This window comes from Streptomyces sp. NBC_01445 (assembly GCF_035918235.1).
Classification (GTDB): domain Bacteria; phylum Actinomycetota; class Actinomycetes; order Streptomycetales; family Streptomycetaceae; genus Streptomyces.
Map to the genome: position 1 here is coordinate 7,789,356 of NZ_CP109485.1, position 26,873 is coordinate 7,816,228.

At 71.3% G+C, this 26,873-nt stretch carries 26 protein-coding genes; 13 read left to right on the forward strand and 13 right to left on the reverse strand.

Annotated elements, in window-relative coordinates:
* Positions 1–58: 58 nt before the first annotated feature.
* Positions 59–697, forward strand: a complete 639-nt coding sequence (locus tag OG574_RS35430; RefSeq protein WP_326776527.1) for a TetR/AcrR family transcriptional regulator — start codon at positions 59–61, stop codon at positions 695–697.
* Between the two features lie 12 nt (positions 698–709).
* On the opposite strand, the gene OG574_RS35435 is transcribed toward OG574_RS35430, so the two are convergent.
* Entirely contained in the window at positions 710–1,171 is a 462-nt protein-coding gene (locus tag OG574_RS35435; RefSeq protein ID WP_100598168.1) for a MaoC family dehydratase, read from the reverse strand.
* 124 nt (positions 1,172–1,295) lie between these two features.
* On the opposite strand from OG574_RS35435, the gene soxR reads away from it, so the two are divergent.
* Entirely contained in the window at positions 1,296–1,763 is a 468-nt protein-coding gene (gene soxR / locus OG574_RS35440; protein WP_116502966.1) for a redox-sensitive transcriptional activator SoxR, read from the forward strand.
* An 11-nt stretch (positions 1,764–1,774) separates the two neighbouring features.
* On the opposite strand, the gene OG574_RS35445 is transcribed toward soxR, so the two are convergent.
* Together OG574_RS35445 and OG574_RS35450 are read right to left on the reverse strand one after the other, a co-directional pair.
* Positions 1,775–2,437, reverse strand: coding sequence for a response regulator transcription factor (locus OG574_RS35445; protein ID WP_326776528.1), 663 nt, complete (start codon positions 2,435–2,437; stop codon positions 1,775–1,777).
* Positions 2,434–3,654 carry a sensor histidine kinase gene (locus OG574_RS35450; protein ID WP_326776529.1) on the reverse strand — a complete coding sequence of 407 codons (1,221 nt, stop codon included), beginning with the start codon at positions 3,652–3,654 and terminating at the stop codon, positions 2,434–2,436. Before OG574_RS35450 ends, OG574_RS35445 begins: the two co-directional genes overlap by 4 nt.
* Before the next feature lie 133 nt (positions 3,655–3,787).
* On the opposite strand from OG574_RS35450, the gene OG574_RS35455 reads away from it, so the two are divergent.
* From OG574_RS35455 to OG574_RS35465, 3 genes are all read left to right on the forward strand, one after another.
* The gene (locus OG574_RS35455) at positions 3,788–4,726 is read left to right on the forward strand and encodes an ABC transporter ATP-binding protein (RefSeq protein WP_326776530.1); all 939 of its coding nucleotides are present in this window, start codon (positions 3,788–3,790) and stop codon (positions 4,724–4,726) included.
* Positions 4,723–5,577, forward strand: a complete 855-nt coding sequence (locus OG574_RS35460; RefSeq protein WP_326776531.1) for an ABC transporter permease — start codon at positions 4,723–4,725, stop codon at positions 5,575–5,577. The genes OG574_RS35455 and OG574_RS35460 overlap by 4 nt, the downstream gene beginning before the upstream one ends.
* 118 nt (positions 5,578–5,695) lie before the next feature.
* Complete coding sequence (locus OG574_RS35465; RefSeq protein WP_326776532.1) at positions 5,696–6,208, forward strand: hypothetical protein; 513 nt, start codon at positions 5,696–5,698, stop codon at positions 6,206–6,208.
* Between the two features lie 77 nt (positions 6,209–6,285).
* On the opposite strand, the gene OG574_RS35470 is transcribed toward OG574_RS35465, so the two are convergent.
* Positions 6,286–6,888 (reverse strand): hypothetical protein, encoded by a 603-nt coding sequence (locus tag OG574_RS35470; RefSeq protein ID WP_326776533.1) that lies wholly within the window; start codon positions 6,886–6,888, stop codon positions 6,286–6,288.
* A 257-nt stretch (positions 6,889–7,145) separates the two neighbouring features.
* On the opposite strand from OG574_RS35470, the gene OG574_RS35475 reads away from it, so the two are divergent.
* Positions 7,146–10,001, forward strand: a complete 2,856-nt coding sequence (locus OG574_RS35475; RefSeq protein WP_326776534.1) for a penicillin acylase family protein — start codon at positions 7,146–7,148, stop codon at positions 9,999–10,001.
* A gap of 43 nt (positions 10,002–10,044) precedes the next feature.
* Here the strand turns inward: OG574_RS35475 and OG574_RS35480 are convergent, their stop codons facing one another.
* Together OG574_RS35480 and OG574_RS35485 are read right to left on the reverse strand one after the other, a co-directional pair.
* Positions 10,045–11,370 (reverse strand): MFS transporter, encoded by a 1,326-nt coding sequence (locus OG574_RS35480; protein ID WP_326776535.1) that lies wholly within the window; start codon positions 11,368–11,370, stop codon positions 10,045–10,047.
* Between the two features lie 84 nt (positions 11,371–11,454).
* Positions 11,455–12,705: an exo-beta-N-acetylmuramidase NamZ family protein gene (locus OG574_RS35485; protein WP_326776536.1), complete on the reverse strand. Its 1,251-nt coding sequence runs from the start codon at positions 12,703–12,705 to the stop codon at positions 11,455–11,457.
* Between the two features lie 149 nt (positions 12,706–12,854).
* Between OG574_RS35485 and OG574_RS35490 the strand changes: the two genes are divergently transcribed.
* Genes OG574_RS35490 through OG574_RS35500 form a run of 3 tightly spaced genes read left to right on the forward strand, consistent with a single transcriptional unit; the run spans position 12,855 to position 15,906 of the window.
* Complete coding sequence (locus OG574_RS35490; protein WP_326776537.1) at positions 12,855–13,622, forward strand: SDR family oxidoreductase; 768 nt, start codon at positions 12,855–12,857, stop codon at positions 13,620–13,622.
* Entirely contained in the window at positions 13,619–15,286 is a 1,668-nt protein-coding gene (locus tag OG574_RS35495; protein WP_326776538.1) for a class I adenylate-forming enzyme family protein, read from the forward strand. The genes OG574_RS35490 and OG574_RS35495 overlap by 4 nt, the downstream gene beginning before the upstream one ends.
* A 26-nt stretch (positions 15,287–15,312) precedes the next feature.
* A complete protein-coding gene (locus OG574_RS35500; RefSeq protein WP_100598172.1) occupies positions 15,313–15,906 on the forward strand; it encodes a TetR/AcrR family transcriptional regulator in 594 nt (197 codons plus the stop codon).
* A gap of 84 nt (positions 15,907–15,990) precedes the next feature.
* Here OG574_RS35500 and OG574_RS35505 read toward each other — a convergent pair whose 3' ends face one another.
* The 3 genes from OG574_RS35505 to OG574_RS35515 form a co-directional block, all read right to left on the reverse strand.
* Positions 15,991–17,211 carry an acyl-CoA dehydrogenase family protein gene (locus OG574_RS35505; protein WP_326776539.1) on the reverse strand — a complete coding sequence of 407 codons (1,221 nt, stop codon included), beginning with the start codon at positions 17,209–17,211 and terminating at the stop codon, positions 15,991–15,993.
* Positions 17,212–17,217: 6 nt separating this feature from the next.
* Positions 17,218–18,252 (reverse strand): phosphotransferase family protein, encoded by a 1,035-nt coding sequence (locus OG574_RS35510; protein ID WP_326776540.1) that lies wholly within the window; start codon positions 18,250–18,252, stop codon positions 17,218–17,220.
* A 175-nt stretch (positions 18,253–18,427) separates the two neighbouring features.
* A complete protein-coding gene (locus tag OG574_RS35515) occupies positions 18,428–18,724 on the reverse strand; it encodes a hypothetical protein (RefSeq protein ID WP_100598134.1) in 297 nt (98 codons plus the stop codon).
* 85 nt (positions 18,725–18,809) lie between these two features.
* Here OG574_RS35515 and OG574_RS35520 point away from each other — a divergent pair, with 85 nt between their 5' ends.
* Complete coding sequence (locus OG574_RS35520) at positions 18,810–19,745, forward strand: NADP-dependent oxidoreductase (RefSeq protein ID WP_100598135.1); 936 nt, start codon at positions 18,810–18,812, stop codon at positions 19,743–19,745.
* A gap of 30 nt (positions 19,746–19,775) precedes the next feature.
* Here OG574_RS35520 and OG574_RS35525 read toward each other — a convergent pair whose 3' ends face one another.
* Genes OG574_RS35525 through OG574_RS35540 form a run of 4 tightly spaced genes read right to left on the reverse strand, consistent with a single transcriptional unit; the run spans position 19,776 to position 22,049 of the window.
* Entirely contained in the window at positions 19,776–20,135 is a 360-nt protein-coding gene (locus tag OG574_RS35525; RefSeq protein ID WP_326776541.1) for a DUF202 domain-containing protein, read from the reverse strand.
* On the reverse strand, positions 20,132–20,524 hold the full coding sequence (locus OG574_RS35530) for a YidH family protein (protein ID WP_100598136.1): 393 nt from the start codon (positions 20,522–20,524) through the stop codon (positions 20,132–20,134). Before OG574_RS35530 ends, OG574_RS35525 begins: the two co-directional genes overlap by 4 nt.
* A gap of 9 nt (positions 20,525–20,533) precedes the next feature.
* A complete protein-coding gene (locus OG574_RS35535; protein WP_326776542.1) occupies positions 20,534–21,121 on the reverse strand; it encodes an NUDIX hydrolase in 588 nt (195 codons plus the stop codon).
* 37 nt (positions 21,122–21,158) lie between these two features.
* The gene (locus OG574_RS35540) at positions 21,159–22,049 is read right to left on the reverse strand and encodes a DMT family transporter (protein WP_326776543.1); all 891 of its coding nucleotides are present in this window, start codon (positions 22,047–22,049) and stop codon (positions 21,159–21,161) included.
* A 186-nt stretch (positions 22,050–22,235) separates the two neighbouring features.
* On the opposite strand from OG574_RS35540, the gene OG574_RS35545 reads away from it, so the two are divergent.
* The 3 genes from OG574_RS35545 to OG574_RS35555 all read left to right on the forward strand — a co-directional run bounded on the left by OG574_RS35545 (position 22,236) and on the right by OG574_RS35555 (position 26,732).
* Entirely contained in the window at positions 22,236–23,903 is a 1,668-nt protein-coding gene (locus tag OG574_RS35545) for an FAD-binding dehydrogenase (protein WP_326776544.1), read from the forward strand.
* Between the two features lie 235 nt (positions 23,904–24,138).
* Positions 24,139–25,098, forward strand: a complete 960-nt coding sequence (locus tag OG574_RS35550; protein WP_326776545.1) for a hypothetical protein — start codon at positions 24,139–24,141, stop codon at positions 25,096–25,098.
* A gap of 71 nt (positions 25,099–25,169) precedes the next feature.
* Positions 25,170–26,732, forward strand: a complete 1,563-nt coding sequence (locus OG574_RS35555) for an APC family permease (RefSeq protein WP_326776546.1) — start codon at positions 25,170–25,172, stop codon at positions 26,730–26,732.
* Positions 26,733–26,873: the final 141 nt, after the last annotated feature.

Genomic DNA, 26,873 nt, shown 5'->3' on the forward strand with positions numbered 1-26,873 from the left:
CTCGCTCACCTCTAGGGGTATGGTGTTCGTCCTGTCCACGGGAGGATGTGAGCGAGCGATGAGCGCGGAGCGGCACGGCCAGAACGAGGCTGCCACGGACGACATGTCCTGGGCCGAGGTCACCCCGGACGCGGCCAGGCGGCTGCTGATCGCCGCCGTCGAGGCGTTCGCGGAGCGCGGCTACCACGCGACCACCACCAGGGACATCGCGAGCCGGGCCGGCATGAGCCCGGCCGCGCTCTACATCCACTACCGGACCAAGGAGGACCTGCTCCTCCGCATCAGCCGCATCGGCCACGAGAAGGCCCTGGAGATCCTCAAGGACGCGGCCGCCGAGGAGGGCACCGCCTCCGAGCGGCTCTCCGAGGCCGTACGGTCCTTCGTCCGCTGGCATGCGGCACGCCATCTGACGGCGCGCGTCGTGCAGTACGAGCTGGACTCGCTCGGCGAGGAGCACCGGCCCGAGATCGTGGCCCTGCGCCGCGAGAGCGACGCGACCGTGCGCGAGATCATCAACGACGGTGTGAAGGCGGGGGAGTTCGACGTCCCGGACGTCCCGGGCACCACGCTGGCCGTGCTGTCGCTCTGCATCGACGTGGCGCGCTGGTTCAACACGGAGGGCCGCCGGACGCCCGACGAGGTCGGCGCGCTGTACGCCGACCTCGTCCTGCGGATGGTGGGGGTCCGGGTTTCCTGACCCCGGCGGAGCTCAGAGGTAGTAGCGGGACACCGACTCGGCGACACACACCGGCTTGTCGCCGCCGTCGCGCTCCACGGTGAAGGCGACCGAGACCTGGACGCCGCCGGGCACGTCGTCGACGCCGGTGATCTTCGCGGTGGCGCGCAGCCGGGAGCCGACCGGCACGGGGGCGGGGAAGCGGACCTTGTTCGTCCCGTAGTTCACGCCCATCTTCATGCCGTCGACCCGGATCAGCTGCGGCCCGAAGAGGGGGAGCAGCGACAGGGTCAGATAGCCGTGCGCGATCGTAGTGCCGAACGGCCCCTCCTTGGCGCGCTCGGGGTCGACGTGGATCCACTGGTGGTCACCCGTGGCGTCCGCGAACTGGTCGATCCGCTTCTGCTCGATCTCGACCCAGTCGCTGTACCCGAGCTGCTCGCCCACCGCCGCGCGCAGCTCGTCGACCGTCGCAAAAACCCTCGGCTCTGCCATGTCCTGGCCTCCCATGTATGCACCATGTGCGGATCTCTAAGGCAATGTCTAAGCGCTTGCTCAGCATGCTAGGGCGGGCGACCTCTGTCAACGATGTCAGGGTCCGCCCAGTAGGCTCGGCACGGTGCCCCAGATTCCAGTGAAGATCCACGAACTCACCGTCGGTCAGCTGTCGGCGCGCAGCGGAGCCGCCGTCTCGGCCCTGCACTTCTACGAGGCCAAGGGCCTGATCAGCAGCCGTCGCACGACGGGTAACCAGCGCCGCTACCAGCGCGACACCCTGCGCCGGGTCGCGTTCATCCGCGCCGCGCAGCGCGTCGGCATCCCGCTCGCCACGATCCGTGACGCGCTGTCCGAGCTGCCCGAGGGGCGCACCCCGACCCGCGAGGACTGGGCGCACCTCTCCGAGGCCTGGCGCTCCGAACTGGACCAGCGCATCACCCAGCTGGGGCGGCTGCGCGACCATCTGACCGACTGCATCGGCTGCGGCTGTCTGTCCCTGGAGAACTGTGTGCTCTCCAACCCGGACGACGTGTTCGGCGAGCGCCTCACCGGCTCCCGCCTGATGAGGGAGAACCGGGAAGGCGCCTGAGGGGCCGCCGCTCAGCGGGGCGCCGAGACCAGCCCCGACTCGTAGGCGATGATGACGAGTTGGACCCGGTCCCGGGCGCCCAGTTTGGTGAACAGGCGCGCCACGTGCGACTTGGTCGTGGCCACGGTGATGTAGAGCTCGTCCGCGATCTCGCTGTTCGACCGGCCGAGCCCCACCAGTGTCAGGACCTCGCGCTCCCGCTCGGTGATGCCCTCGACCGGGCGCGGCGCGCGGGCGGGCGACGGCTCGGGGCGCCGCACGAAGTCCGCGATGAGGCGGCGCGTGATGCCCGGCGCGATCAGCGCGTCCCCGGCGGCGACGACCCGGATCGCGGCGAGGATGTCGTCGAGCGCCATGTCCTTGACCGCGAAACCGCTCGCGCCGGCGCGCAGCGCGCCGTAGACGTGGTCGTCCTCGTCGAAGGTGGTCAGGACGAGCACACGGGTCGCCCCCGCGCCCGACGTGACCAGGTTCGTGGCCTCGATCCCGTTCATGCCCGGCATCCGGATGTCCATCACGATCACGTCGGGGCTGACCTCCTTCGCCAGCCGGACCGCCTCCTCGCCGTTCGCCGCTTCCCCGACGACCTCCAGGTCGGGGGTGTCGGCGATGAGGACGCGCAGCCCGGAGCGTACGAGCGGCTGGTCGTCGGCGAGCACCACGCGCACGGTCATCGGGCGTCCGCCCCGGCCGCGGCGGTGCCGTCCGCCGGTGTGGCCACCGGCTCCGGAAGCGGCAGCCGTGCCGCCACCCGGAATCCGCCCTCCGGCCGCGGCCCCGCGCTGAACTCCCCGTGCAGCAGCGCCACCCGCTCCCGCATCCCGGTGATGCCGAACCCCACGCCCGTCCCCGCGCCCTGCATCCCACGCCCCTCGTCGACGACCTCCACGGACAGCTCATCCTCCCCGAACCCGACGCTCACCCGGCACCGCCCGGCACCCGAGTGCCGCACCACGTTCGTCAGCGCCTCCTGCACGATCCGGTACGCCGACAGGTCGATGTCGGGCGGCAGTTGACGCCGCTTCCCGGTCCACCGCAGGTCGACCTCGACGCCCGCGTCCGCGGTAGTGGCCGCGAGGCGCTCCAGGTCACCGAGGCCCGGCGCGGGTCCGTACGGCGCCGCCCCCGACTCCGCCGAAGGTCCCGACCTGCGCAGCGCGACGAGCGTGCGCCGCAGCCCCGACAGGGTCTCCCTGCTCGTGGCCTCGATGGCGCTCAGGGCGGCCCTCGCCTCCAGCGGCTGCGTCTCGATGACCCGGCTGCCGACTCCGGCCTGGATCGCGATGATGCCGATGCTGTGCGCGACCTGGTCGTGCAACTCACGGGCGATCCGCAGCCGTTCGGCCGTGATCGCCTCGGCGACCTCGTGCGACCGCAGCTCATTCGCGTACCGGCGGCGCTCGCTGCCGAGGAGGCCCACCACACAGGTGGTCACCAGGGCCAGGAGAGCGATCGTCCCGATCACGACGAGATTCTCGGGGTCGTGCGCGAAACCGAGGATCAGCAGGCACTGCGTGAGGAACGTGAGGCAGACGGCGACCACCGACGCCCGCAGGGTGCGGGTCGCGACGACGTACCCGAGCGTGACGTCGACCGCGACGAACGGCACGAACCACACAGGACCGTGGTACTTGGCCAGCGGCGGCAGGAGCGCCGTGACGAGCAGCATCATGACGAGGGCCGCCATGGGCCTGCGCCGGATCATGCCGACGAGCAGGACCGCGGCGAGAGCCGAGCCGCAGGCCGGGAGGATGCCGGGCGCCCTCCGGTCGGCGCTGACCGCGGGGAGCAGCGCCATGAACGGGTACAGGACCGCGCCGATCCAGGTGAGGACCGTACGGTGCGTCCCGTAGGCGCGCTGGGGCGGCGGGGGTGTCGAGGTGGCGTCCACACAGGGATCGTAGGTGCGCCGCCCGCTCCCGGCATGAGCCCACGGGCTGCATCCCACGGGTGCATGCCGACCCCGGGGAAGGCCGTCGACGGGCCGATGCGCGCCCCTCACCCGCACCGGCACCGTTGCCCTCGTGATCGAAGTCAGCGAACTCACCAAGCGGTACGGCGACAAGACCGCCGTCGACCACCTCTCCTTCACCGTGCGGCCGGGACAGGTCACCGGTTTCCTCGGCCCCAACGGCGCGGGCAAGACGACCACCATGCGGATGGTCCTCGGCCTGGACGCGCCCACCGCCGGCACCTCCACCGTCGGCGGCGTCCCCTTCCGCACCCACCCGCGCGGCCTGCGCCACGTCGGCGCGCTGCTCGACGCGCAGCAGGTCCACGGCGGGCGCAGCGCCACCGCGCACCTGGGCGCCCTGGCCCGCAGCAACCGCATCCCGGTGAGCCGCGTGGCCGAGGTGCTCGCCGAGGTGGGCCTGACCGAGGCGGCCGGGCGCCGCATCGGCGGGTTCTCCCTCGGCATGAAGCAGCGGCTCGGCATCGCGGCGGCGCTGCTCGGCGACCCTCCTGTCCTGATGTTCGACGAGCCGATCAACGGCATGGACCCGGAGGGCGTGCTCTGGGTACGCGGCCTCTTCCGCCGCCTGGCCGCCGAGGGACGCACCGTCTTCCTCTCCAGTCACCTCATGACGGAGATGGAGAGCACCGCGGACCGGCTCGTCGTGATCGGACAGGGCCGCCTCATCGCCGCCGAGTCCGTACGGGAGTTCGCGGCCCGCAGCACCCGCTTCAGCGTGCTGGTCGCGACGCCGCAGGCCGGCGAGCTGACGGCCGTCCTCACGGCGGCCGGCGCGTCCGTCGCGAGGCACGGCCCGCCGGACGCGGCCAGGATCGCCGTGACCGGGCTGCCCGCCGAGCGCATCGGAGCGCTCGCCTTCGAGCACCGGATCATGCTGCACGAGCTGACCAACCGGACGGCCTCGTTGGAGGAGGCGTTCATGGAACTCACCGCCGGCAGCGTCGAGTACCTGTCAGGAAACGCGGGAAAGGCGGGTCAGCCCCGATGACGAGCACGACGCCCCGCACCACCACCCCCACGATCGCAGCCGCAGTGGACGAACCGCCCGCCCGCTTCCTCGATCTCGTCGTCGCCGAGTGGATCAAGGTGCGGTCTCTGCGCTCCACACCCTGGGTGATCGTCCTGGTCACGCTGGTCGTGACCGGCGTCGCCGCGGCCCGCGCCCTCGCCGACTACAACAACTTCCCGTCCTACGACGCCCTCACGCAGCGGGAGCACTCCTTCTCGCTGGGCGACTCCTTTCCCGCGGAGGCGTATCTGACGCTGATGCTCGCCGCCGTGTCGGTCGGCGCCATCGCCGCGGTCAGCGAGTACGGCAGCGGCCTCATCCGCACCACGACGGTGGCCGTCCCCGCGCGCGGCGCCGTGGTCCTGGCCAAGGCCGTCGTGCAGGCCGTCCTGTGGACCGTGGTCGGGTCGGTCGTCGCCCTGTGCTCGTTCTCCGTCGCCCAGGCCATCCTGAGCGGGCGGGACGCCGCGATCTCCCTCGGCGACCCCAACGCGCTGCGGGCCCTGGCCGCGTCGGCGCTGCTCGCCCCGGTGTGCGCGCTGGTCGGCCTCGGCCTCGGCGTCCTGATCCGGCACAGCGCCACCACCATGGTCGCGGGCACCTTCGTCCTGCTCCTGCTGCCGGTGTTCTTCTCGTCCCGCAAGCCGCTGTCCGTCGCCTTCGCCAACGCGATGGTGCGCAACGCGTGGCAGCGCCTGGCCCAGATCTACGGAACGCCGGCCGAGGCGTACAACGGGGCCACGGTCGGCGGGAGTTGGACCGTGTACGTGCTGTGGCCGCTGGTCGCGCTCGCCCTGGCGCTGGTCGTCGCGCGGCGCCGCGACGTGTGACAGCGTGCACCCGCACCCGCACCCGGCCGTCCAGATGTCTTCACGCGCGGGGGAGTTGGGGATGAATGAGGACATGAGGACATGACGGCACGACGGATCACGGGGACGGGGAGACGCGATGGGACTCGCCATCTGCTCGCTGAAGTACGAGGCCGCACGCTCGGGCCCGCAGAAGATCACCTATGACCGCGACGGCTACCACCTCGTCCGCTTCCCCTACGCGGCGGGCGAGGAGTCGTACGACCCCTGGAAGATGCACGACCCGCCGAAGGGGTCCAAGTACCCGGACACCCACTCGGGTCTGATCCGGCCGAGTCACGACGGATGGGGCACGCTGTCCGCGCTGGTCTTCTGGGAGCAGGACTCCGGACCGCGCGAGTTCAGGGCGCGCTTCGTGCGCGACCCGCTCGCCGCTTCGACCGGCTACGACTCGACCGCCACGACGGACTCCGCGCCCACCGGTGGCGGTCAGTACCGGTCGTACACCTGGCAGATGTTCGTGCACCCGGGAACCCCGCTCGGCCTGAAGATCTCGGTGCGCGGCGCGGGTGACGCGCTGATCCGTACGCCGCTGGTCCTCGCCGAGTTCAAGCTGGCCGTCCAGACGGACGTGATCACACCGAGCGGCTGAGGCAGATGAGTGGACCGGGGGTGCGGCTCATGGGCGGCACCCCCGTGCTCACACAGTCGTGCTCGTGCCGATGCGCTCTACGCCGAGACAAGGACCCGCGCCCGCCAGGCTCCGGCCAGGGACGCGGGGGTGAGGACGGGGCGCGGCACCACGATGCCGCAGTGGGTGCAGACCGGTCCTGACGACGGTTCGTGCGCCAGGTCGTGCTTCCAGAGGAGTGCCGTGCCGGTGCAGACGGGACAGGCCGTGCCGGGCTCGCGCTCCAGGGCCGCGATCAGCCGGTTCAGGACTTCCGCGAGGGGTTCGGAGGGGTGGACCATCGGGTCGTCGCACCAAGCGACGCCGAAGCCGCCCCAGGTCAGCCGGTGCCAGTCGTCGACCGTGCCCGGACTGCGCAGCCCGTCGTGCTTCTCCTTGCGGCGGCGCTCCGCGAACTGCGTCTCGTACGCGAGCCAGACCGCCCGCGCCTCCTCGAGCTCGTCGAGCGCGGCCGTCAGCCGCGCCGGCTCGGGGGAGCGGTCCTCGGGGTCGAACCCGGCCCGCGAGCACAGGTGGTCCCAGGTCGCACGGTGCCCGTAAGGGGCAAACCGCTCCAGGCACTTGCGCAGCGAGTACCGCCGCAGTGCCAGATCATTGCGCGGGTCGCGCGTTTGTCTCGCCAGACTCCGGAATCCGGCCATCGCCCTGCACCTCCGTCACACGTACATGTACTTCGGCGTCGTCGTCGAACGGACGTCGCCGAATAGACGTATCGACACTCGATTCGGATCCATGCCGGTCCATCCGAATTCCGATGGACTCCGTCAGCGGTACCTCCTGGGGCCGGTACGTCCCAGGGGGTCCCGTGTGGCGATTCCGAAAAAGTGACGCATGTTCATCTTCAGCCGGGGGCCTACCGCCGGTAACCTCCGGCGCACCATCGTCGGGAGGATCAGGCATGCGACGGCGCACCCCACGAACCAGCCAGCACAGAAGCCTCCGTAGAACTCTCAAGCGCACGGCCGCCACAGCGGTGTTCGTCCTCACGGCGGGGCTGCTGTCCCCGGCCGGCGGGGCGTCCGCCGCGGAGCCGCCACCGGCGCCCGACTACTGCGCGGGCCGGTGCGCGGACATCCTGCCGCCCGGCGCGAACGGCAGCGCCACGCTGGCCGAGATTCTCGGCCACCGCGTCCTCGGCACCCAGCCCGCCCACGCCGACGATCAACTCGGCCCCTACGACGCGCTCTCCGCCGGGTATCCGTCCCTGACGGACGACACCCTCACCCAGTTCTTCAACGACTCCTCCTTCGGGGTCCCCGATGGTCAGGTCGGTTCCTTCACGCGCCCCCGCGACGATGTGACGATCACCCGTGACAAGAAGAACGGTGTACCCCACGTCAAAGGTTCCACGCGTTACGGAACAGAGTTCGGCGCCGGCTACGCCGCAGGTCAGGACCGGCTCTGGCTGATCGACCTGTTCCGGCACATCGGCCGCGGGGAGCTCACGTCGTTCGCGGGCGGTGCCCTCGCGAACCAGGGGCTCGAGCAGGAGTTCTGGCCGCAGGCCCCGTACACCGAGCAGGACCTGGAGCGGCAGGTCGAGTACATCAGGACCACGCAGGGCGAGCGCGGCAAGCAGGCCATGGACGACGCGCAGGCCTATATCGACGGGCTCAACGCCTATCGCGAGAAGTCGAAGAACGGCCGCTACTTCCCCGGCGAGTACGTCCTGACCGGCAAGATCGACGCGATCACGAACGTGGGCGAGATCCAGCCGTTCAAGGTGACCGACATGATCGCGCTGGCCTCGGTCGTCGGCGGCCTCTTCGGGGGCGGCGGCGGGGGAGAGGTCGGCCAGGCACTCTCGCTCCTGTCGGCGCAGCAGAAGTACGGCGTCGAGCGGGGCACCGACGTCTGGGAGTCCTTCCGCGGGCGCGACGACCCCGAGGCCGTGGCGACCATCCACGACGGCACGAGCTTCCCGTACGGGGCCAGGCCGAAGAACCCGCGCGGGGAGGCGCTGCCCGACAAGGGCACCGTCGAGAGCGAACCGCTCGTCTACGACCGCGAGGGCTCGGCCAAGCCGGCCGAGGCGGGGCGCAGGACCCCCGTCAAGGCACCGGCGAAGCTCAAGCCGCTCCAGGGCATGTACGACAACGGCGTGCTGCCCGCGGACACGTTCCGGAACTCCGACTCGAAGAAGGGCATGTCCAACGCCCTCCTCGTCTCCGGCAAGCACACCGCGTCCGGCCATCCGGTCGCCGTGTTCGGCCCGCAGACCGGGTACTTCGCCCCGCAGCTGCTGATGATGCAGGAGCTCCAGGGCCCGGGCATCAGCGCGCGCGGCGTCTCGTTCGCGGGCGTCGGCATGTACATCCAGCTCGGCCGCGGCCAGGACTACGCCTGGTCGGCGACCTCGGCGGGCCAGGACATCACGGACACGTACGCGGTGGAGCTGTGCGAGCCGGGCGGTGGCACCCCCACCAGGCAGTCCACCAGCTACCTGTACCGCGGCACCTGCACGCCCATGGAGAAGCTGGAGAAGAAGAACGCCTGGAAGCCGACCCTCGCCGACTCCACGGCGGCCGGCTCCTACCGGATGCAGGTCTTCCGCACGAAGTACGGCATCGTCACGCACCGTGCGACGGTCGACGGCAAGCCCGTCGCGTACACCTCACTGCGCTCGACGTACCGGCACGAGGCCGACTCCATCATCGGCTTCCAGATGCTGAACGACCCGTCGTACGTGAAGGACGCCGCGACCTTCGAGAAGGCGGCGCAGCACATCAGCTACGCCTTCAACTGGTTCTACGCCGACTCGCGCGACATCGCGTACTACAACAGCGGCGCCAACCCGGTGCGCGCCGACGACGTCGACGCATCCTTCCCGGTGAAGGCCGAAAAGACCTACGAGTGGCGGGACTTCGACCCGGCGGACAACACGGCCGCGTACTCGCCGCCGTCCGAGCACCCGAACTCCGTCGACCAGGACTACTACATCTCCTGGAACAACAAGCAGGCCAAGGGGTTCGGCGCCGCCAACTTCAGCCTCGGCGCCGTGCACCGCGCCGATCTGCTCGACGGGCGCGTGAAGAAGCTCACCGCCGAGGGCGGCGTGACGAGGGCCGCGCTCACCCAGGCCATGGAGGAGGCCGCCCTCACGGATCTGCGGGGTGAGCAGGTGCTGCCCGAGATCCTCAAGGTCGTCCGCAGCAAGCCCGTCGACGACCCGGCCCTGAACAAGGCCGTGCAGCAGCTGGAGGCCTGGCGCAAGGCGGGAGCCCAGCGCAACCAGACCGCGGCCGGCTCGCACACCTACGCGCACCCGGATGCCGTACGCATCATGGACGCCTGGTGGCCGCTCCTGGTGAAGGCCGAGTTCGAACCCGGCCTCGGGGGTGACCTGTACGGGGCGCTCACCGGCCAGCTGACCGTCGACGAGTCGCCGTCCGCGGGCCACGGTCCGACCGGCGCGCACGCGGGATCGGCCTTCCAGTACGGCTGGTGGGGCTACGTCGACAAGGACCTGCGTACGGTCCTCGGGCAGCCGGTGAAGGGCAAGCTCGGCGCCGCCTACTGCGGCGGTGGCAAGCTCGACGCCTGCCGCGACGCCCTGCTCGCCACGCTCACGCAGGCCGCTGCCGAACCCGCCGCCGAGGTCTACCCCGGCGACGACGCGTGCAAGGCCGGCGACCAGTGGTGCTCGGACACGATCATCCACCGGGCCCTCGGCGGCATCACGCACCGCGGGATCCAGTGGCAGAACCGTCCGACGTACCAGCAGGTCGTCGAATTTCCCTCGCACCGACCGTAGTTGGCCGCTTCCATGGGGCACGCACACGCGTGCCCCATGGAGGTCAGCCCAGTTCGCGCTCCCGCGTCTCCGGCAGGGCGAGGACGCAGAGCAGGGAGACGACGGCCATCGCGCTGACGTACCAGCCCACCGAGGACGAGCCGAACTCGCCCTGGAGCCGCGTCGCCACGAGCGGCGCCACCGCGCCGCCGAGCACCCCGCCCAGGTTGTACGCGAACGACGCCCCGGAGTAGCGCACGCGCACCCCGAACAGCTCCGGCAGATACGCGCCCATCGGCCCGTACACGACACCCATGCAGAACAGCGCGCCGCCCAGGGCGAGCGCGATCAGCACGGGCTGCTCGGTGTCCATGAGCGGGAAGAGGACCAGACCCCAGACCACCGCGAGCCCGGCGCCGGCGAGCACCAGCTTGCGGCGCCCGCCCGCGTCGGAACGGGTCGCGGCCAGCCAGGTGCCCGCCGCGAGAAAGAGGCAGGCGACGAGCGAGACCGCGAGCATCGTGTTGCGCGGGACACCGAGGGTCGTGGTGCCGTAGGCGAGGCAGTACGTGGTGGCCGTGTAGAAGAGCCCGTACGCGACCACCATGCCGCCCGCGCCGAGCAGGAGCTCGCGGGGGTGGCGCTTGAAGACCTCCAGCGCAGGGGCCTTGCTCGCCTCCTGCTCCTTCATCACCTTGGCGAACACAGGTGTCTCACTGATCTTCAGCCGCACGAAGAGGCCGACGGCGACCAGCAGGAAGGAGAGCAGGAACGGCACGCGCCAGCCCCAGGAGTGGAACGCCTCGTCGTCGAGCGTGGTCGACAGGATCCAGAAGATTCCCGTCGCCGCGAAGAAGCCGACGGAAGGGCCGAGTTGGGGGAACGCGGCGAACAGGCCGCGCTTGCCGCGCGGCGCGTGCTCCACGGCGAGCAGCGCCGCCCCGCCCCACTCGCCGCCGAGGCCCACGCCCTGGAGGAAGCGCAGCAGGACGAGCAGCAGCGGCGCCCACACGCCCAAGGTGCCGTACCCGGGCAGCAGGCCGACGCACGCCGTCGACAGGCCCATCAGGAGCAGCGAGGCGACGAGGACGGACTTGCGGCCGACGCGGTCGCCGAAGTGGCCGAACAGGAGCGAGCCGATGGGGCGGGCCGCGAAGGCCACCGCGTACGTCGAGAAGGATGCGAGGGTCGCGTTGAGGGAGGAGAGGTTCGGGAAGAACGCCTCGTTGAGGACGAGGGCGGCGGCCGTTCCGTAGACGTAGAAGTCGTAGAACTCGATCGCGGTCCCGATGAAACTGGCGACGGCCACGCGGCGCAGGCTCTCGGGGCTGTCCCCGTCAGAATCCGCGCCGGTGACCGTGTTCTGCCTGGTGGAGTCGTCTTTGAGCACGTACTGCACTGTGGTTGTGCGTGTACATGGCAGTCAATACGCGAAACGGGTCGTCCCATATCGCGAGACGTCAGGGGCTGTGCCCTACTTGTACGCCAGGTACCGGCCGCGCACCGCCCGGAACGCCGCCAGTTCGCCCTGCCACGCCGCGACCACGTCGTCCGTGGACGCCCCGGCGTCGATCATCGTCCGCACCTGGGTGGACCCGGTGAGCTTGTCGATCCAGTTGTCCGAGCGCCACGCGAAGCCGGCCCAGGACTTCTTCGCCGTCACCAGGAGCGCGATGCCGGTGCGTACGGGGTCGTACGCGGCCCGGTCCCTGACGTGGATCTGCACGCCGCCGATCGTCTTGCCCTGGAACTTGGAGAACGTCGGCGCGAAGTACGCCTCGCGGAAGTCCACGCCGGGCAGGTGGAGTTCATTGGCGGCGGCCGCCCAGCGCCCGTCGACGTCCTCGGCGCCGAGCAGTTCGAAGGGGCGGGTCGTGCCGCGGCCCTCGGAGAGGTTCGTGCCCTCGAAAAGGCAGGTGCCCGAGTAGACCAGCGCGGTGTCGGGCGTCGGCATGTTCGGGCTCGGCGGCACCCACGGCAGCCCCGACGCGTCGTAGAAGTCGCGCCGCTTCCAGCCCGTCATCCGGACCGTCTCGAGTTCGACGGGGCGGGTGAGGTACTCGGCGTTGAACAGGCGCGCCAGCTCCGTGACCGTCATCCCGTGGGCCTGGGAGATCTCGCGGCGGCCGACGAACGTCGCGAACTCCTTGTGCAGGACGGGTCCGTAGGCGTTCCGGCCGGTCACCGGGTTCGGGCGGTCGAGTACCACGAACTTCTTGCCCGCGAGCTGCGCGGCCTCCATGCAGTCGTAGAGCGTCCAGATGTACGTGTAGAAGCGTGCGCCCGCGTCCTGGATGTCGAAGACGACCGTGTCGACACCGGACGCGGTGAAGATGTCCGCCAGCGCCTGCCCGCTCTTCAAGTAGGTGTCGTAGACCGGCAGTCCGGTCGCCGGGTCGTCGTAGCGCCCCTCCGAGCCGCCGGCCTGCGCCGTGCCGCGGAAGCCGTGCTCGGGCCCGAACACCGCGGTCAGCTTCACCCGTTCGTCGGCGTGCATCACGTCGACGATGTGCTTGACGTCGCGTGTGACGCCGGTCGGGTTCGTCACGAAGCCGACCTTCTGCCCGGCGAGGATCCGGTATCCGTCGGCCGCGAGCCGCTCGAAACCGGTGCGGAGCCGGCCGCCGTCCTTCTCCGCGGCGAGCGCGGGGGACGCCGCGCCCGCCGTGGCGGCCACCGCCGAGGCGGTGGTGGCGGCGAGCAGGCTCCGTCTGGACACGTTCATGTGGTGACCTCCGTGATCGCGGAAGGTGGCATGTGCACGCACGCTAGCGTGCGCCGCGCCCCCGCGGAACGAAGCCGACCGCCGACACCTCTTCCGTTGGGCTGACCGACTGCTTAGTCTGTGACGGAAAGTCGAGTCAAGGGAGACCGATGGTGGACAGCCTGCACGGCACGGGGGTCGTCGTCACCGGCGCGGGAGGCGGCATCGGAGCCGCACTCGCCCGCCGCTTCGCCGCTTCGGGAGCGCGCGTCGTCGTGAACGACCTGGACGCGGGGAAGGCCAAGGCGGTCGCGGACGAGATCGGCGCCACAGCGGTGCCGGGCGACGCCTCCGAGATCGTGCCCGAGGCGCTGGACGCCCTGGACGGCACCGTGGACGTCTACTGCGCCAACGCGGGGCTCGCCTCCGGCGGCACCGAGGACGCCGACGAGCAGGTCTGGGCCGACGCCTGGGACGTCAACGTGATGGCCCACGTCCGCGCCGCGAAGGCCCTGCTGCCCGGCTGGCTGAAGCGCGGCAGCGGCCGCTTCGTCTCCACCGTCTCCGCGGCGGGACTGCTCACGATGGTCGGCGCCGCGCCCTACAGCGTCACCAAGCACGGCGCGTACGCCTTCGCCGAGTGGCTCTCCCTCACCTACCGACACCGCGGGCTCAAGGTCCACGCGATCTGCCCGCAGGGCGTACGTACGGACATGCTCACCGCCTCCGGATCGGCCGGGGAGCTCGTCCTCGCGCCGACCGCGATCGAGCCCGAGGACGTCGCCGACGCGCTCTTCGCGGGCATGGAGGAGGACCGCTTCCTGATCCTCCCGCACCCCGAGGTCGCCGGTTACTACGCGGCCAGGGCAGCGACGCCCGACCGCTGGCTGTCGAACATGAACCACATTCAGCAGAAGTGGGAGGCGGCGCAGAAGTGAGCTCCTCCATCTACGCGGCCAAGCCGTGGCTCGGCCGGCTCTCCGAGGCACAGCGGGCCCCGGTCACCCCGGCCGACTCCGTGCTGCACGCCTTCCGCGCCGCGGTCCGCACCGCTCCCGACCGCACCGCCGTCGCCTACTTCGACGGCCGCCTCAGCTACCGGGAGCTGGACGAGCTCAGCGACTCCGTCGCCGGGCACCTCGCCGCGCGCGGTCTCGCACGCGGCGACCGCGCCGCCCTCATGCTGCAGAACTCGCCGCACTTCGTGATCGGCCTCCTCGCCGCCTACAAGGCGGGCGCCACCGTCGTCCCGGTCAACCCGATGTACAAGTCGGGCGAGGTCACCCACGTCCTGCACGACGCCGACGTGACCGCCCTGATCTGCTCGGACCGGGCCTGGGAGACGTACCTGCGCGAGACCGCCGCGGACTCTCCCGTACGGATCGTGCTCACCGCCTGCGAGCTGGACCTCCAGACGCGGGGCGACGAGCGCGTCCTGAAGTTCGAACGCGTCGAGCCGCAGGCCGAGGACGCCGACGACCTCCTGACGGTCGCCCGTCAGGGCAACGCGGCGCCCGAGGGCCGCGACCCGCGCCCGGACGACATCGCGCTCATCAGCTACACCTCCGGCACCAGTGGCACGCCCAAGGGCGCCACGAACCTGCACCGCAACATCACGTACAACGCCGAGCGCCAGCGCACCGGACTCGGCATCCCCGAAGGCGGCACGTACTTCGGGCTCGCGCCGCTCTTCCACATCACCGGCATGGTCTGCGAACTGGTCTCCTCCTTCGCGAACACGGGCACCCTCGTCCTCGCGTACCGCTTCGAGGCCGGGGTCGTCCTGGACGCGTTCGCCGAGCACCGGCCCGCCTACACCGTGGGTCCCTCCACCGCGTTCATGGCGCTCGCCGCGCACCCGGCCGCGACCCGCGAGCACTTCGCGTCCTTCCGGTCGATCTCGTCCGGTGGCGCGCCGGTGCCGCCCGCCCTCGTGGAGAAGTTCCGGGCCGGCTTCGGCCCCTACATCCACAACGGCTACGGCCTCACCGAGTGCACCGCCCCCTGCGCCTCCGTGCCGCCCGGCAAGGAAGCCCCCGTCGACCCCGTCTCCGGCACCCTCGCCGTCGGCGTCCCCGGCCCCGAGAGCGTCGTCCGGATCGTGGACGACCTCGGCCAGGAGGTGCCCTTCGGCGAGCAGGGCGAGATTGCCGTCCGTGGCCCCCAGGTCGTGCCCGGCTACTGGAAGCGCCCCGACGCCACCGCCGAGTCCTTCCCGGACGGCGAACTGCGCACCGGAGACATCGGCTTCATGGACGCCGACGGCTGGCTCTACGTCGTCGACCGCAAGAAGGACATGATCAACGCCTCCGGCTTCAAGGTCTGGCCCCGCGAGGTGGAGGACGTCCTCTACACCCACGAGGCCGTGCGCGAGGCCGCCGTCGTGGGCGTCCCCGACCCCTATCGAGGGGAGACGGTCAGGGCGTACGTGAGCCTGCGCCCGGGCGCCTCGGTGGGCCCCGACGACCTGTCCGCCTACTGCAAGGAGCGGCTCGCCGCGTACAAGTACCCGCGCGAAGTGGAGATCCTGCCCGAGCTGCCGAAGACGACAAGTGGGAAGATCCTCCGGCGGGAACTGCGTTCCCGTACACAGAACAGCTGATCGCAGGAGAAAGGCAGGTGGCGGCAGTGCCCAGGACGTCGGACGGAGACGGTACGCCCGTCCCTCAGAGGCTGCTCGCCGCCGCCACCCGGCTCTTCGCCGAACGCGGTTTTGACCGCACCTCGGTCCAGGAGATCGTCGAGGCGGCCGGCGTCACCAAGGGTGCGCTCTACCACTACTTCGGCTCGAAGGACGACCTGCTGCACGAGGTGTACGCGCGCGTGCTCCGCCTGCAGCAGGAACGCCTCGACGCGTTCGCGGACGCCGACGCCCCCGTGGAGCAGCGGCTGCGCGACGCCGCGGCCGACGTGGTCGTCACGACCATCGAGAACCTCGACGACGCGTCGATCTTCTTCCGATCCATGCACCAGCTCGGCCCGGAGAAGCACAAGCAGGTGCGGGCCGAGCGGCGGCGCTACCACGAGCGGTTCAGGGCCCTCATCGAGGAGGGCCAGCAGGCCGGCGTGTTCTCCACGGCCACCCCCGCCGACCTGGTGGTCGACTACCACTTCGGCTCTGTGCACCACCTCTCCACCTGGTACCGCCCGGGCGGCCCGCTCGCCCCGCAGGAGGTCGCGGACCACCTGGCGGACCTGCTGCTGCGCGCACTGCGTCCCTGACGCCGCTCACGCTCTGATACACGGCCAAGGGCCCCCGCACTCGAGCCGAGTGCGGGGGCCCTTGGCCGTCACGGGGTCATCGCGTCACAGGTACTTCTTCAGCTCGCGCCGGGCCAGCGAGCGCTGGTGGACCTCGTCGGGGCCGTCCGCGAGGCGCAGGGTGCGCGCTCCCGCCCACAGCTCGGCCAGCGGGAAGTCCTGGCTGACGCCGCCCGCTCCGTGCAGCTGCACGGCCTGGTCGATGATGTCGACGACCGTGCGCGGCGTCGCGATCTTGATGGACTGGATCTCCGTGTGGGCGCCCTTGTTGCCGACGGTGTCCATCAGCCAGGCCGTCTTCAGGACGAGGAGACGCAGCTGCTCCACCGCGACCCGCGCGTCCGCGATCCACTCCTGTACGACGCCCTGCTGGGCCAGCGGCTTGCCGAACGCCGTACGGGCCACGGCCCGCTTGCACATCAGCTCGATGGCCCGCTCGGCCATGCCGATCAGCCGCATGCAGTGGTGGATACGGCCCGGGCCGAGCCGCGCCTGGGCGATGGCGAAGCCGCCGCCCTCCTCGCCGATCAGGTTGCCGACGGGGACACGGACCTGGTCGAAGACCACCTCGGCGTGACCGCCGTGGTAGTGGTCCTCGTACCCGTACACCTGCATGGCGCGCCGGATCTCGAGGCCGGGGGTGTCGCGGGGGACGAGCACCATGGACTGCTGGCGGCGGATGTCGGCGCCGTCGGGGTCCGTCTTGCCCATCACGATGAAGATCTTGCAGTCCGGGTTCATCGCCCCGGAGATGTACCACTTGCGGCCGGTGATGACGTACTCGGAGCCGTCGGTGGAGCGCTCGATGAGCGTGGTGATGTTCGTGGCGTCCGAGGAGGCCACCTCGGGCTCGGTCATCGCGAACGCCGAGCGGATCTCACCGGCGAGCAGCGGCTCCAGCCACTGCTTCTTCTGGCGCTCGTCGCCGAACTGGCTCAGCACCTCCATGTTGCCGGTGTCGGGGGCCGCGCAGTTGAGGGCCGTGGGCGCCAACTGCGGGCTGCGGCCGGTGATCTCGGCCAGCGGCGCGTACTGGAGGTTGGTCAGCCCGGCGCCGTACTCGGCATCGGGCAGGAAGAGGTTCCACAGGCCCTGCCGCCTGGCCTCGGCCTTCAGCTCCTCGACGACGGCCGGGGTGTCCCACGGGGAGGCGAGCTGCGCGCGCTGCTCGTGCGCGACGGCCTCGGCCGGGTACACGTGCTCGTCCATGAAGGCGAGAAGTTTCGCCCGCAGTTCCTCGGTGCGCGCGTCGAATGCGAAGTCCATCGCGGGTCAGCCTTTCTGAAGGGTCGTCAGGCCGTGGTCGATGAAGACGGGAACGAGCTCACCGATGCGGTCGAAGCCGGCGCCGACGGTCTGGCCGAGGGTGTAGCGGTAGTGGATGCCTTCGAGGATCACGGCGAGCTTGAACCACGCGAAGGCCGTGTACCAGGAGACGGCGGAGACGTCGCGCCCCGAGCGCGCGGCGTACCGCTCGATGATCTCGGCGGGGTCGGGGTGCCCGGCGGCTGCGGCCGTCGTGGAGACGGGGGAGTCGGGCAGGTCCAGCTTCGCGCTGTACATCACCAGCAGGCCGAGGTCGGTGAGCGGGTCACCGAGCGTGGACATCTCCCAGTCGAGGACGGCCTTGATCCGGTCGACGCCGTCGGCGTCCTCGTTGATCAGGACGTTGTCGAGGCGGTAGTCGCCGTGCACGATCGTGGGGGCGGGCGAGCTGGGCAGCGAGCGGCCGAGCGCCGCGTGCAGCTCGTCGACGCCGGCCAGCTCGCGGTTCCTGGACGCGTCGAGCTGCTTGCCCCAGCGCCGCAGCTGCCGGTCGAGGAACCCCTCGGGCCGCCCGAAGTCCGCGAGGCCGACCTCGGCGGGGTCCACGGCGTGCAGGTCCACGAGGGTGTCCACGAGGGCGAGCACGGCGGCGCGGGTGCGCTCGGGGCCCAGCTGCGCGAGCTGGTCGGCCGTGCGGTACGGCGTGCCCGCCACGTACTCCATCACGTAGAACGGCGCGCCGAGCACGCTGTCGTCCTCGCACATGAGCAGCGCCTCGGGCACCGGCACGGACGTCGGGTGCAGGGCGCTGATCACCCGGTGCTCGCGCTTCATGTCGTGCGCGGTGGCGAGTACATGGCCCAGTGGCGGGCGGCGGACCACCCAGGTCGACGAGCCGTCGCCGACGAGGTACGTGAGGTTCGACCGGCCGCCCTCGACGAGACGCCCGGACAGCGGACCGGCCACGAGCCCCGGGCGCTCCCGGTCGAGGTGGCCGCGCAGCTGGTCGAGATCAAGACCTGGGGGGTGGCCGGCGCTCATCGATGTCCTCCGGAGGCAGAGTGAAGCGGTGTCGCGTCACATGATGCCGACCGGTCGGTATGTCGTCCAGGGTGGAGGCTGAATGTGATCCATCTCGTACGCTACTGCCCGCGGCCGGGCGGTGCGGGTGCGTCGGGCGAGAACGTCGGCCGCACCCCGCGCGGCCTGCGGACCGTCAGTGGTCGTCCCAGTGGCCCTCGTGCTGCGCGTGCCGGTGCCCGTCGTGGACGTAGTCGACGTGATCGCCGTGCGTGACGGCCTGATGCCCGCAGTTCTGGCCGTGCTGGTGCTCGTGGCCCTGGTGCGTGGTGTGGGCGCCGGGCTCGCACTCGTCCCAGTGGCCGTTGTGCTCCGCGTGCAGATGCCCGTCGTGCGCGTAGTCGACGTGGTCGCCGTGCGGGACCGCCGCGTGGCCGCAGCCCTCGCCGTGGGTGTGCTCGTGGACGGGGTGTTCCTGATGGAGAGTGGTCATGAAGTCAGGCTAGCCGGAAATGCCTGAATCATTCCGTTATGGAACCCTTGTGCTGTTCCTGTGCCTTTCGCGAGGAGTGCGTCGGATGAAGGCGATCAGCTACAGCGGCTACGGCGGTCCCGAGGTACTCGAATACGGGGAGGCGCACGACCCCAAGGTCGGGCCCGACGCCGTCCTGGTGAAGGTCAGGGCCGCGGCGGTGAACCCCGTCGACTGGAAGGCCCGCGAGGGCTACCTCGACCCGGTGCTCGACGCCGTCTTCCCCGTGATCCCCGGCTGGGACGTGTCCGGCGTCGTGGTCCAACCCGGCTCCTCCGTCACCGAGTTCGTCACCGGCGACGAGGTGATCGGGTACGTGCGCGAGGACTTCCTCTCCCGCGGGACCTTCGCCGAGTACGTCGCCGCGCCCGTGCGCACCCTGGCCCGCAAGCCCCGGAACCTCACCTACGAGGAGGCCGCCGGGCTGCCGCTCACCGGACTCACCGCCTACCAGGTCCTGACCGGCGCTCTCGCCGTGCAGGAGGGTGACGTGGTGCTCGTCCACGCGGCGGCCGGCGGCGTCGGGTCGATCGCGGTCCAGCTGGGCCGCCACCTCGGCGCCCGCGTCATCGGCACGGCGAGCGAACGCAACCACGACTTCCTGCGGGAGCTGGGCGCCGAACCGATCACGTACGGGGACGGCCTCGCCGAGCGGGTGCGGGCGCTCGCTCCGGAGGGCGTGGACGCCGCGTTCGACACGGTGGGCGGGGAGGCCCTGAAGGTGTCCGCGGACCTGCTCGCGCCGGGCGGCCGGCTCGCGTCCATCGCCGACGCCTCGGTCGTCGACCTGGGCGGCCACTACGTCTTCGTGCGCCCCGACGCCGCCGACCTCGCGCGCCTCGCGGACCTCGCGGAACAGGACGTGGTCACGGTGCACGTCGACGAGACGTTCCCGCTGGAACGGGCCGCCGACGCCCAGCGGCTGAGCGCCGAGGGCCGCACCAGGGGCAAGATCGTGGTCACCGTGCCGTGGACCGACTGACCGGCGGGCTGGAAGCGGCGCAGGTCGCCGTCACACCACCAGCGCCGCGGCGAACGCGGCCAGCGCCACCGAGCAGGCCACCGCCACCACGGCCGCGCGCCCGGTCAGTACGGGCGGCCTGGCCTCGTGCAGAGCCAGATCGCGGATCCGGCGGTGCGCCACCGCCAGGAACCCCAGCCACGCCAGGAAGCACAGGGCGGCGCCCAGCACGCCGAGGGTGTCCGCGCCGCCACTCAGTGTCGTCTTGGCGGCGAGGATCGCGGCCACGGTGCAGGACAGCGTCGTCCGCCGCCAGGCGAGCCGCGTCCGCGCCGGCTGGAGCCCCGGATCGCGCCCGGCCGTTCCTCCGTCGCCCTGTCCGTCGCAGGGCGGCTCGGACGGGCCGCTCACCCCGCCCACCCGGCGAGCACGACCACCACCATCGCGACGGCCACCAGCGCCACGACCACGCTCAACAGTGCAGGGAACCGCGAGACGGGCAGGTCCTCGCCCCGCCGCATCGCCCGCTCGCAGCGCACCCAGTGGCTGACCGCGCGCAGGGAGCACAGGGCGCCCGCCGCGAGCAGCGCGAGCGCGAGCCCGGCCCGCCAGGCCCAGCGCAGGTCCGGCAGGAACTGGTCCACGGCGAACCCGCCGCCGATCAGCGCGAGCGCCGTGCGCAGCCAGGCCAGGAACGTGCGCTCGTTGGCCAGGGAGAAGCGGTAGTCGGGTGTCTCGCCGTCCTCCCGCACCCGTTCGGGTGCGAACCAGAGGCGGACACTGCGTACAAATTCGATCACGGGGCGACCTTATCCGGGCGGCCCGGGCAGGCCCGCGGCCCCTGCACGGTAGGCCCGCAGCCGCTCGTACGCGTCGAGCCCGTCCGGCACCCACGGCCACTCGGGAAGCCGCCGCTCCAGCTCCTCGTCGGTGAGGAAGTCGTGCCAGGCGACCTCCTCGGCCTGCGGGTCCACCGGCAGCTCGCAGCGCACCTCGTACAGGTACGACCACCAGGTGCGGCCCGCCCCGCCGTCGTACAGGAACTTGAACAGCGGCTCGGGGCGCGGCAGCCCGGACACGCCGAGTTCCTCCTCCGCCTCGCGCAGGGCGGCGTCGTCGTAGGACTCGCCGGCGCCCACGACGCCGCCGACGAACATGTCGTAGAGGGACGGGAACACCAGCTTCGTCGGGGTGCGGCGGTGCACGAAGATCCGGCCGGCGGAGTCCCTGGCCTGGATGAACACGCACCGGTGGCGCAGTCCGCGTGCGTAGGCCTCGCCGCGCGGGGCCTGCCCGACCACCCGGTCGTGCTCGTCGACGATGTCGAGGACCTCCGCCGCCGGATCCGGGGCGGCAGCGGCTTCAGCGGCGTTCGTGGGATCGGTGGGAGGGGTCATGCGCCCATGACATCAGAACCCGGAAGACCCCGGCAGCTCAGACCCCGACCCCCGCCCGGTCCCCCTCCCGAGGGCCCGCGGTCGGCATCGCCGGATGCATCCCGAGCAGCACGATCCCCGAAACGATCGCCGTGAGCCCGGTCGCCTGCCAGGCGAGCGCCCCGGCATCCGTGCGCAGTTGGTCGCCCATGAAGCCGACCCCGCACGCGATGCCCGCAAGCGGCTGCGCCGCCGTCAGCGCGGGCAGCGACATCCGCAGCGGCGCCATCTCGAAGGCGCTCTGCACCAGGATCAGGCCCGTGACGCCCAGCACCAGGACCCCGTACGGCTGCCAGCTGGTGAACAACCCGGCCCAGCCGCCCGACGAGAACAGCTGCCCGCTCATCCGCGTCAGCGCGTCCTGCACCCCGTAGAGGAGCCCGGCCGCCACGCCGAGGAGGACCGGGGCCGCGCTCATCCGCGACTTCTTCGCGTACGCCGTGAGCAGCAGCGCGCCGCCCACCATCACGCCGATGATCAGCCAGCGCCGCAGCGGGTCGGTGACCGCGTCCCCGCTGCGTGGCTCGCCCGCCACGATGAAGGCCGTCACCCCGCCCGCGAGCAGGGCCAGGCCCGCCCAGCCCTGTTTGCCCAGCGGCTGGCGGGTCTGGTGGCGCGAGAGGGCGAGCGCGAACAGGAGGTTGGTCGCGAGCAGTGGCTCGACGAGGGAGATCTCCCCGTTGCCCAGCGCGATCGCGCCGAGCGCCATGCCGCACACCATGAAACCTATGCCGAACAGCCAGCGCGGCACCCGTACGAGGTCGAGGAGCAGGCGCGGCGACAGGAAGTCGTTCAGCGGGGCGTGCTGCGCAGCGTTCTGCTGGAGCACGAATCCGATGCCCAGACAGAAGGCCGCGGAGACGGCGAGGACGAGTACGAGAACCGACACGCTGCGCACCTCGAGAATGCAGGTATCAAGATCGGCCGTGGGCGGGTCGTTGCACGGGTGTATGGCCGACGATAGCGCCCCGCGGCACCGGCTGCCCCGCGAGTGACCCGGACGGCGAGGTTGACGCCGCCGACCCCCGTGCCCAAGATCTGACCCACCGGTAACTTTCGAGAGGGACGGACCCCAATGACGACGTACGACGCGGACGTGATCGTGATCGGGGCGGGCCTTGCCGGGCTCGCGGCGGTGGCGGAACTCGTGGACGCGGGCCGCAAGGTGATCCTGCTGGACCAGGAGCCGGAGCAGTCCATCGGCGGGCAGGCGCACTGGTCCTTCGGCGGTCTCTTCTTCGTCGACTCGCCCGAGCAGCGCCGCCTGCGGATCAAGGACAGCCACGCGCTCGCGCTCCAGGACTGGATGGGCACCGCCGGCTTCGACCGTGCCGAGGACCACTGGCCGCGCAAGTGGGCCGAGGCGTACGTCGACTTCGCCGCGGGCGAGAAGCGGTCCTGGCTGCACCAGCAGGGCGTCCGGTTCTTCCCCGTGGTCGGCTGGGCGGAGCGAGGCGGCTACGACGCGAACGGGCACGGGAACTCGGTGCCCCGCTTCCACATCACCTGGGGGACCGGCCCCGGCCTCGTCGCCCCCTTCGAGCGCCGCGTCAGGGAGGGCGTGGCGCGCGGTCTCGTGCAGCTGAAGTTCCGGCACCGGGTGACCGGCCTGTCCCGCAGCGCCGGCGCCGTCGACACCGTCAGCGGCGAGATCCTCGAACCGTCGTCCATCGAGCGAGGCCAGGGCAGCAGCCGTACGGTCACGGGCTCCTTCGAGCTCAAGGCGCAGGCGGTGATCGTCACCTCCGGCGGCATCGGCGGAAACCACGACCTGGTCCGCGCCAACTGGCCCGAGCGCCTCGGCACCCCGCCCGAGAAGATGCTCTCCGGCGTGCCCGCGCACGTCGACGGCCTGATGCTCGGGATAACGGAGGACGCGGGCGCGCACCTCATCAACCGCGACCGCATGTGGCACTACACCGAGGGCATCGAGAACTGGAACCCCATCTGGGACAAGCACGGCATCCGCATCCTGCCGGGCCCGTCCTCGCTCTGGCTCGACGCGCGCGGCGAACGCCTGCCCGTGCCGCTCTTCCCCGGCTTCGACACCCTCGGCACCCTCGACCACATCATGAAGACCGGATACGGCTACACGTGGTTCGTGCTCAACCAGCGCATCATCGGCAAGGAGTTCACCCTCAGCGGCTCCGAGCAGAACCCCGACCTCACCGGGAAGTCGGTGCGCGGCGTCATCGACCGGGCCCGCGCCGACGTGCCGGCGCCCGTCAAGGCCTTCATGGACAACGGCGCCGACTTCGTCGTCGAGAAGGACCTTCCCGCTCTCGTGCGCGGCATGAACGCCCTGGCTGAGAAGTCATCGGGTCCGCTGATCGACGAGGCCGCACTGCGCCGCACCCTCGTCGCCCGCGACCGCGAGATCGTCAACCCCTTCACCAAGGACCTCCAGGTGACCGCCATCCGCGGCACCCGCAAGTTCCTCGGCGACCGCCTCATCCGCACCACGGCGCCGCACCGCATCCTCGACCCGAAGGCGGGCCCGCTGGTCGCCGTGCGCCTCAACATCCTCACCCGCAAGTCGCTCGGCGGCCTGGAGACCGACCTGTCCTCGCGCGTCCTGACCGACGCCGGTGAGCCCCTGCCGGGCGTGTACGCGGCGGGGGAGGCGGCCGGGTTCGGCGGCGGGGGCGTGCACGGCTACCGCTCCCTCGAAGGGACCTTCCTCGGCGGCTGCCTCTTCTCGGGCCGCGCGGCGGGCCGTGCCGCGGCCGCCGCGACCGGCTGAATCTCGCCTTGACAGAACCCCGGACACTTCTTTGCGGTCCGGGGTGCTGTCTCGTGTCACCAGCTCAACAGCCCAGGTGAGAAAGGGGATTGATCGATCGCGAGGGCGAACTCGGAGGATTGTGAAACGAGTTGGTGAAGGCCGCCCCTTGGTCTGCCCTTGACTCGGAGCGCCCCGTACCGCTTTGCTGTGCGTGATCACCTCAAGTAAGCCGCGTCGTAGAGGACTTCCTGCGGTGCCCCCACCCCCGCCACCACTCGGGCGTGCCCGCAAGCGGGCCGCTGCCCCGTTCGACTCCGCGCTCGACGACAGCGGCCTCGTGGCCGCCCGCGCGGCCCTCGCTCAGGGGCGCTGGACCGAGGTCAGGGAACTGATCTCGGCCACCGGCGACGACTGGGACCGCCGCGGCCATCGCGTCGTCGTCCTCGCCGAGGAACCCACGACCGCCGCCTGGGTCAGGGACTGGCGGCTCGCCGAACCCGAGTCGGCCGACGCCGCCGTCCTGCTCGCCCTCGCCGCCGTGCAGCGCGCCCGTATCGGCAAGTCGCGGCCCGAAAAGGCCCGCGACGCCTGCCGCGACGCCGCCGCCCTCGCGCCGGCCGACCCCACTCCCTGGCTCGGACTCCTGCTCCTGGAACGGGACATGGGCCGCGAGGAGGACGTCGTCCGCCTCTTCGACGAGATCCGCCACCGCCACCCCGAGCACCACCACGCCCACCACCTGATGGTCGCCAGGCTCGCCGAACGCCGCCCCGACGCGGGCCAGGACCCGCTCCACGAGGTCTACGACTTCGCGTCCTGGGCCGCCGAACAGGCCGGACCCGGATCACCGCTGGCCGTCCTCCCCGTCGTCGCGCACGCCGAGCGCTACCGCGTCCTCGCCGCCGCCGGCAGTGAACCGCCCGACCCCAAGGCGTCCGGACACTGGACGGGCCGCCGTGCCCGCGTCGTGATGAAGACCGCCTTCGACTGGTGGCTCGAATGGGGCTCTCCGGAACGCTCCGTTCATCCGCGCGGCCGCGTCGACCTGAACTTCCTCGCCCACGCCAAGTCCTGCGAGGGCAGGCCCGCGGAGGCCGCCGCCCTGTTCCACCGCATCGGCCGGCACGCCACCGCGGCCCCCTGGTCGTACCCGGACCGGGACCCGCACGAAGCGTTCGGCGCCGCGCGCCGCGCCGCGCTCGGCACGGCCTAGGACGACGCCCCCAGGCATCCCCAGACACCCGCACCAGCAGCGCTCATCCACAGGGAAGGGACAACCCCGCCATGACGACGGGCAGTTCGAGCACGAGCGACACGGCACCACCCCCCGCGTCCGACGCGGGGATCAACACCTTCAAGGGACAGGAGAGCGCTCTGCGCGCCGGCCGCCTCGGCACGGCGGGCCTGCTGCTCTCCGTGCTGGCCGCGACGGGCCCGCTCATGGTGGTCGCCGGCGTCATGCCCACCACGTTCGCCGTGATGGGTGTCGTCGGGCAGCCGCTGCTCTTCCTCATCCTGGGCGTCGTCCTCGCCCTCTTCAGCGTCGGCTACGCCGAGATGAGCCGGCACGTCCACAACGCCGGCGCCTTCTACGCGTACATATCCCGCGGCCTCGGCCCGACCGCCGGTGCGGGCGCCGCTCTGGTCGCGCTCGTCGCCTACAGCGTCCTCCAGGTCGGCATCTACGGGATGTTCGGCTTCGAGGTGTCCAACCTCCTGGCCACCTACCTCGACCTCAGCATCGCCTGGTGGATCCCGGCGCTGGTCGCCGTGCTCGCGGTCGGCGCGCTCGCCCTGCTGAAGATCGACGTGAACGCGCGCGTGCTCGGCGTACTCCTGCTCGTGGAGGTCGCGCTCGTCGTCATCTTCGACATCGCGGCGATCGGCGACCCGGCGAAGGAGGGCCTGTCGCTGCACGCCTTCAACCCGGACACCCTCACCGGCGCGGGCGTCGGCACCGCCCTGTGCTTCTGCATCGCCGCCTTCACCGGCTTCGAGCAGGCGCCCGTGTACGCGGAGGAGACCAGCCGCCCGCACATCCTCGTGCCGCGCGTGATGTTCATGGCGGTCGGCTTCGTCGCCGTCTTCTTCGCCATCAGCTCCTGGGCGCTCACCGTCGCCGCGGGACCCTCCGCGATCATCCCGACCGCGCAGAAGCAGAGCGCGGGCCTGATGTTCTTCCTGACGGAGAGCAGGCTCGGCGGCACGTTCACGGACATCGTCCATGTCCTTTTCGTCACCGGCATGTTCGCGGCGCTCCTCAGCTTCCACAACGTCGTCTCGCGCTACGCCTTCGCCATGGGCCGCGAGGGACTGCTGCCCGCCACCTTCGGCCGCACCAACAGCTCCAGCGGCGCGCCCGGCACCGGCTCCCTGCTCCAGACCGCCCTCTCCCTGATCATCGTCGTGGCCTTCGCGGTCACCGACGACGGCAAGGCGGGCGACCCGACGGCGCCCGTGCTCAAGCTCTTCACCTGGGGCGGCAACGTCGGCGCCCTCGGCATCATCCTGCTGATGGCCACCGCCTCGCTGGCCGTGATCGTCTTCTTCGTCAGGCGCGGCGCAGCGGGCGCTCAGATCTGGCGCCTGATCGCGTCGGGGATCGCCGGGATCGCGCTGCTCGTCATCGCCTTCTACACGGTCAAGGACTTCGACGTCCTCGTCGGCGCGGGCCCGGGCTCCTCCCTCAACTGGGTGCTGCCCGGCATCATCGCGCTGGCCGCCGTCATCGGCTTCGTCCACGGCGTCGTCCTGCGCGGCAGGAACCCCGAGGCGCACGCCAGGATCGGTCTCGGCAACGAGGCGTTCCAGCTGGAGAAGGCGGCCGGCGTGCCCGCCCAGAAGTGACAGAACGCTGACGAACACCCGTGGCCACTGGTCACCGGCGGCCACGGGTGCTCGAATCAGTGTGTGAACCCGGAAGAACCCGTACCGCCCGAGCGGGACGAGCAGCGAGGCGCGCCCGTCGGCCGCCGTCTCGTCCTCGGC

Excerpts from the sequence above, each read along its gene's own strand:
- OG574_RS35435 (WP_100598168.1), bottom strand. The coding sequence starts at position 1,171 with ATGGCAGAGCCGAGGGTTTTTGCGACGGTCGACGAGCTGCGCGCGGCG.
- OG574_RS35555 (WP_326776546.1), top strand. The coding sequence starts at position 25,170 with ATGACGACGGGCAGTTCGAGCACGAGCGACACGGCACCACCCCCCGCG.
- OG574_RS35430 (WP_326776527.1), top strand. The coding sequence starts at position 59 with ATGAGCGCGGAGCGGCACGGCCAGAACGAGGCTGCCACGGACGACATG.
- OG574_RS35520 (WP_100598135.1), top strand. The coding sequence starts at position 18,810 with ATGAAGGCGATCAGCTACAGCGGCTACGGCGGTCCCGAGGTACTCGAA.
- OG574_RS35515 (WP_100598134.1), bottom strand. The coding sequence starts at position 18,724 with ATGACCACTCTCCATCAGGAACACCCCGTCCACGAGCACACCCACGGC.
- OG574_RS35545 (WP_326776544.1), top strand. The coding sequence starts at position 22,236 with ATGACGACGTACGACGCGGACGTGATCGTGATCGGGGCGGGCCTTGCC.
- OG574_RS35510 (WP_326776540.1), bottom strand. The coding sequence starts at position 18,252 with ATGAGCGCCGGCCACCCCCCAGGTCTTGATCTCGACCAGCTGCGCGGC.
- OG574_RS35490 (WP_326776537.1), top strand. The coding sequence starts at position 12,855 with ATGGTGGACAGCCTGCACGGCACGGGGGTCGTCGTCACCGGCGCGGGA.
- OG574_RS35445 (WP_326776528.1), bottom strand. The coding sequence starts at position 2,437 with ATGACCGTGCGCGTGGTGCTCGCCGACGACCAGCCGCTCGTACGCTCC.
- OG574_RS35475 (WP_326776534.1), top strand. The coding sequence starts at position 7,146 with ATGCGACGGCGCACCCCACGAACCAGCCAGCACAGAAGCCTCCGTAGA.
- OG574_RS35460 (WP_326776531.1), top strand. The coding sequence starts at position 4,723 with ATGACGAGCACGACGCCCCGCACCACCACCCCCACGATCGCAGCCGCA.
- OG574_RS35465 (WP_326776532.1), top strand. The coding sequence starts at position 5,696 with ATGGGACTCGCCATCTGCTCGCTGAAGTACGAGGCCGCACGCTCGGGC.
- OG574_RS35470 (WP_326776533.1), bottom strand. The coding sequence starts at position 6,888 with ATGGCCGGATTCCGGAGTCTGGCGAGACAAACGCGCGACCCGCGCAAT.
- OG574_RS35535 (WP_326776542.1), bottom strand. The coding sequence starts at position 21,121 with ATGACCCCTCCCACCGATCCCACGAACGCCGCTGAAGCCGCTGCCGCC.
- OG574_RS35505 (WP_326776539.1), bottom strand. The coding sequence starts at position 17,211 with ATGGACTTCGCATTCGACGCGCGCACCGAGGAACTGCGGGCGAAACTT.
- OG574_RS35485 (WP_326776536.1), bottom strand. The coding sequence starts at position 12,705 with ATGAACGTGTCCAGACGGAGCCTGCTCGCCGCCACCACCGCCTCGGCG.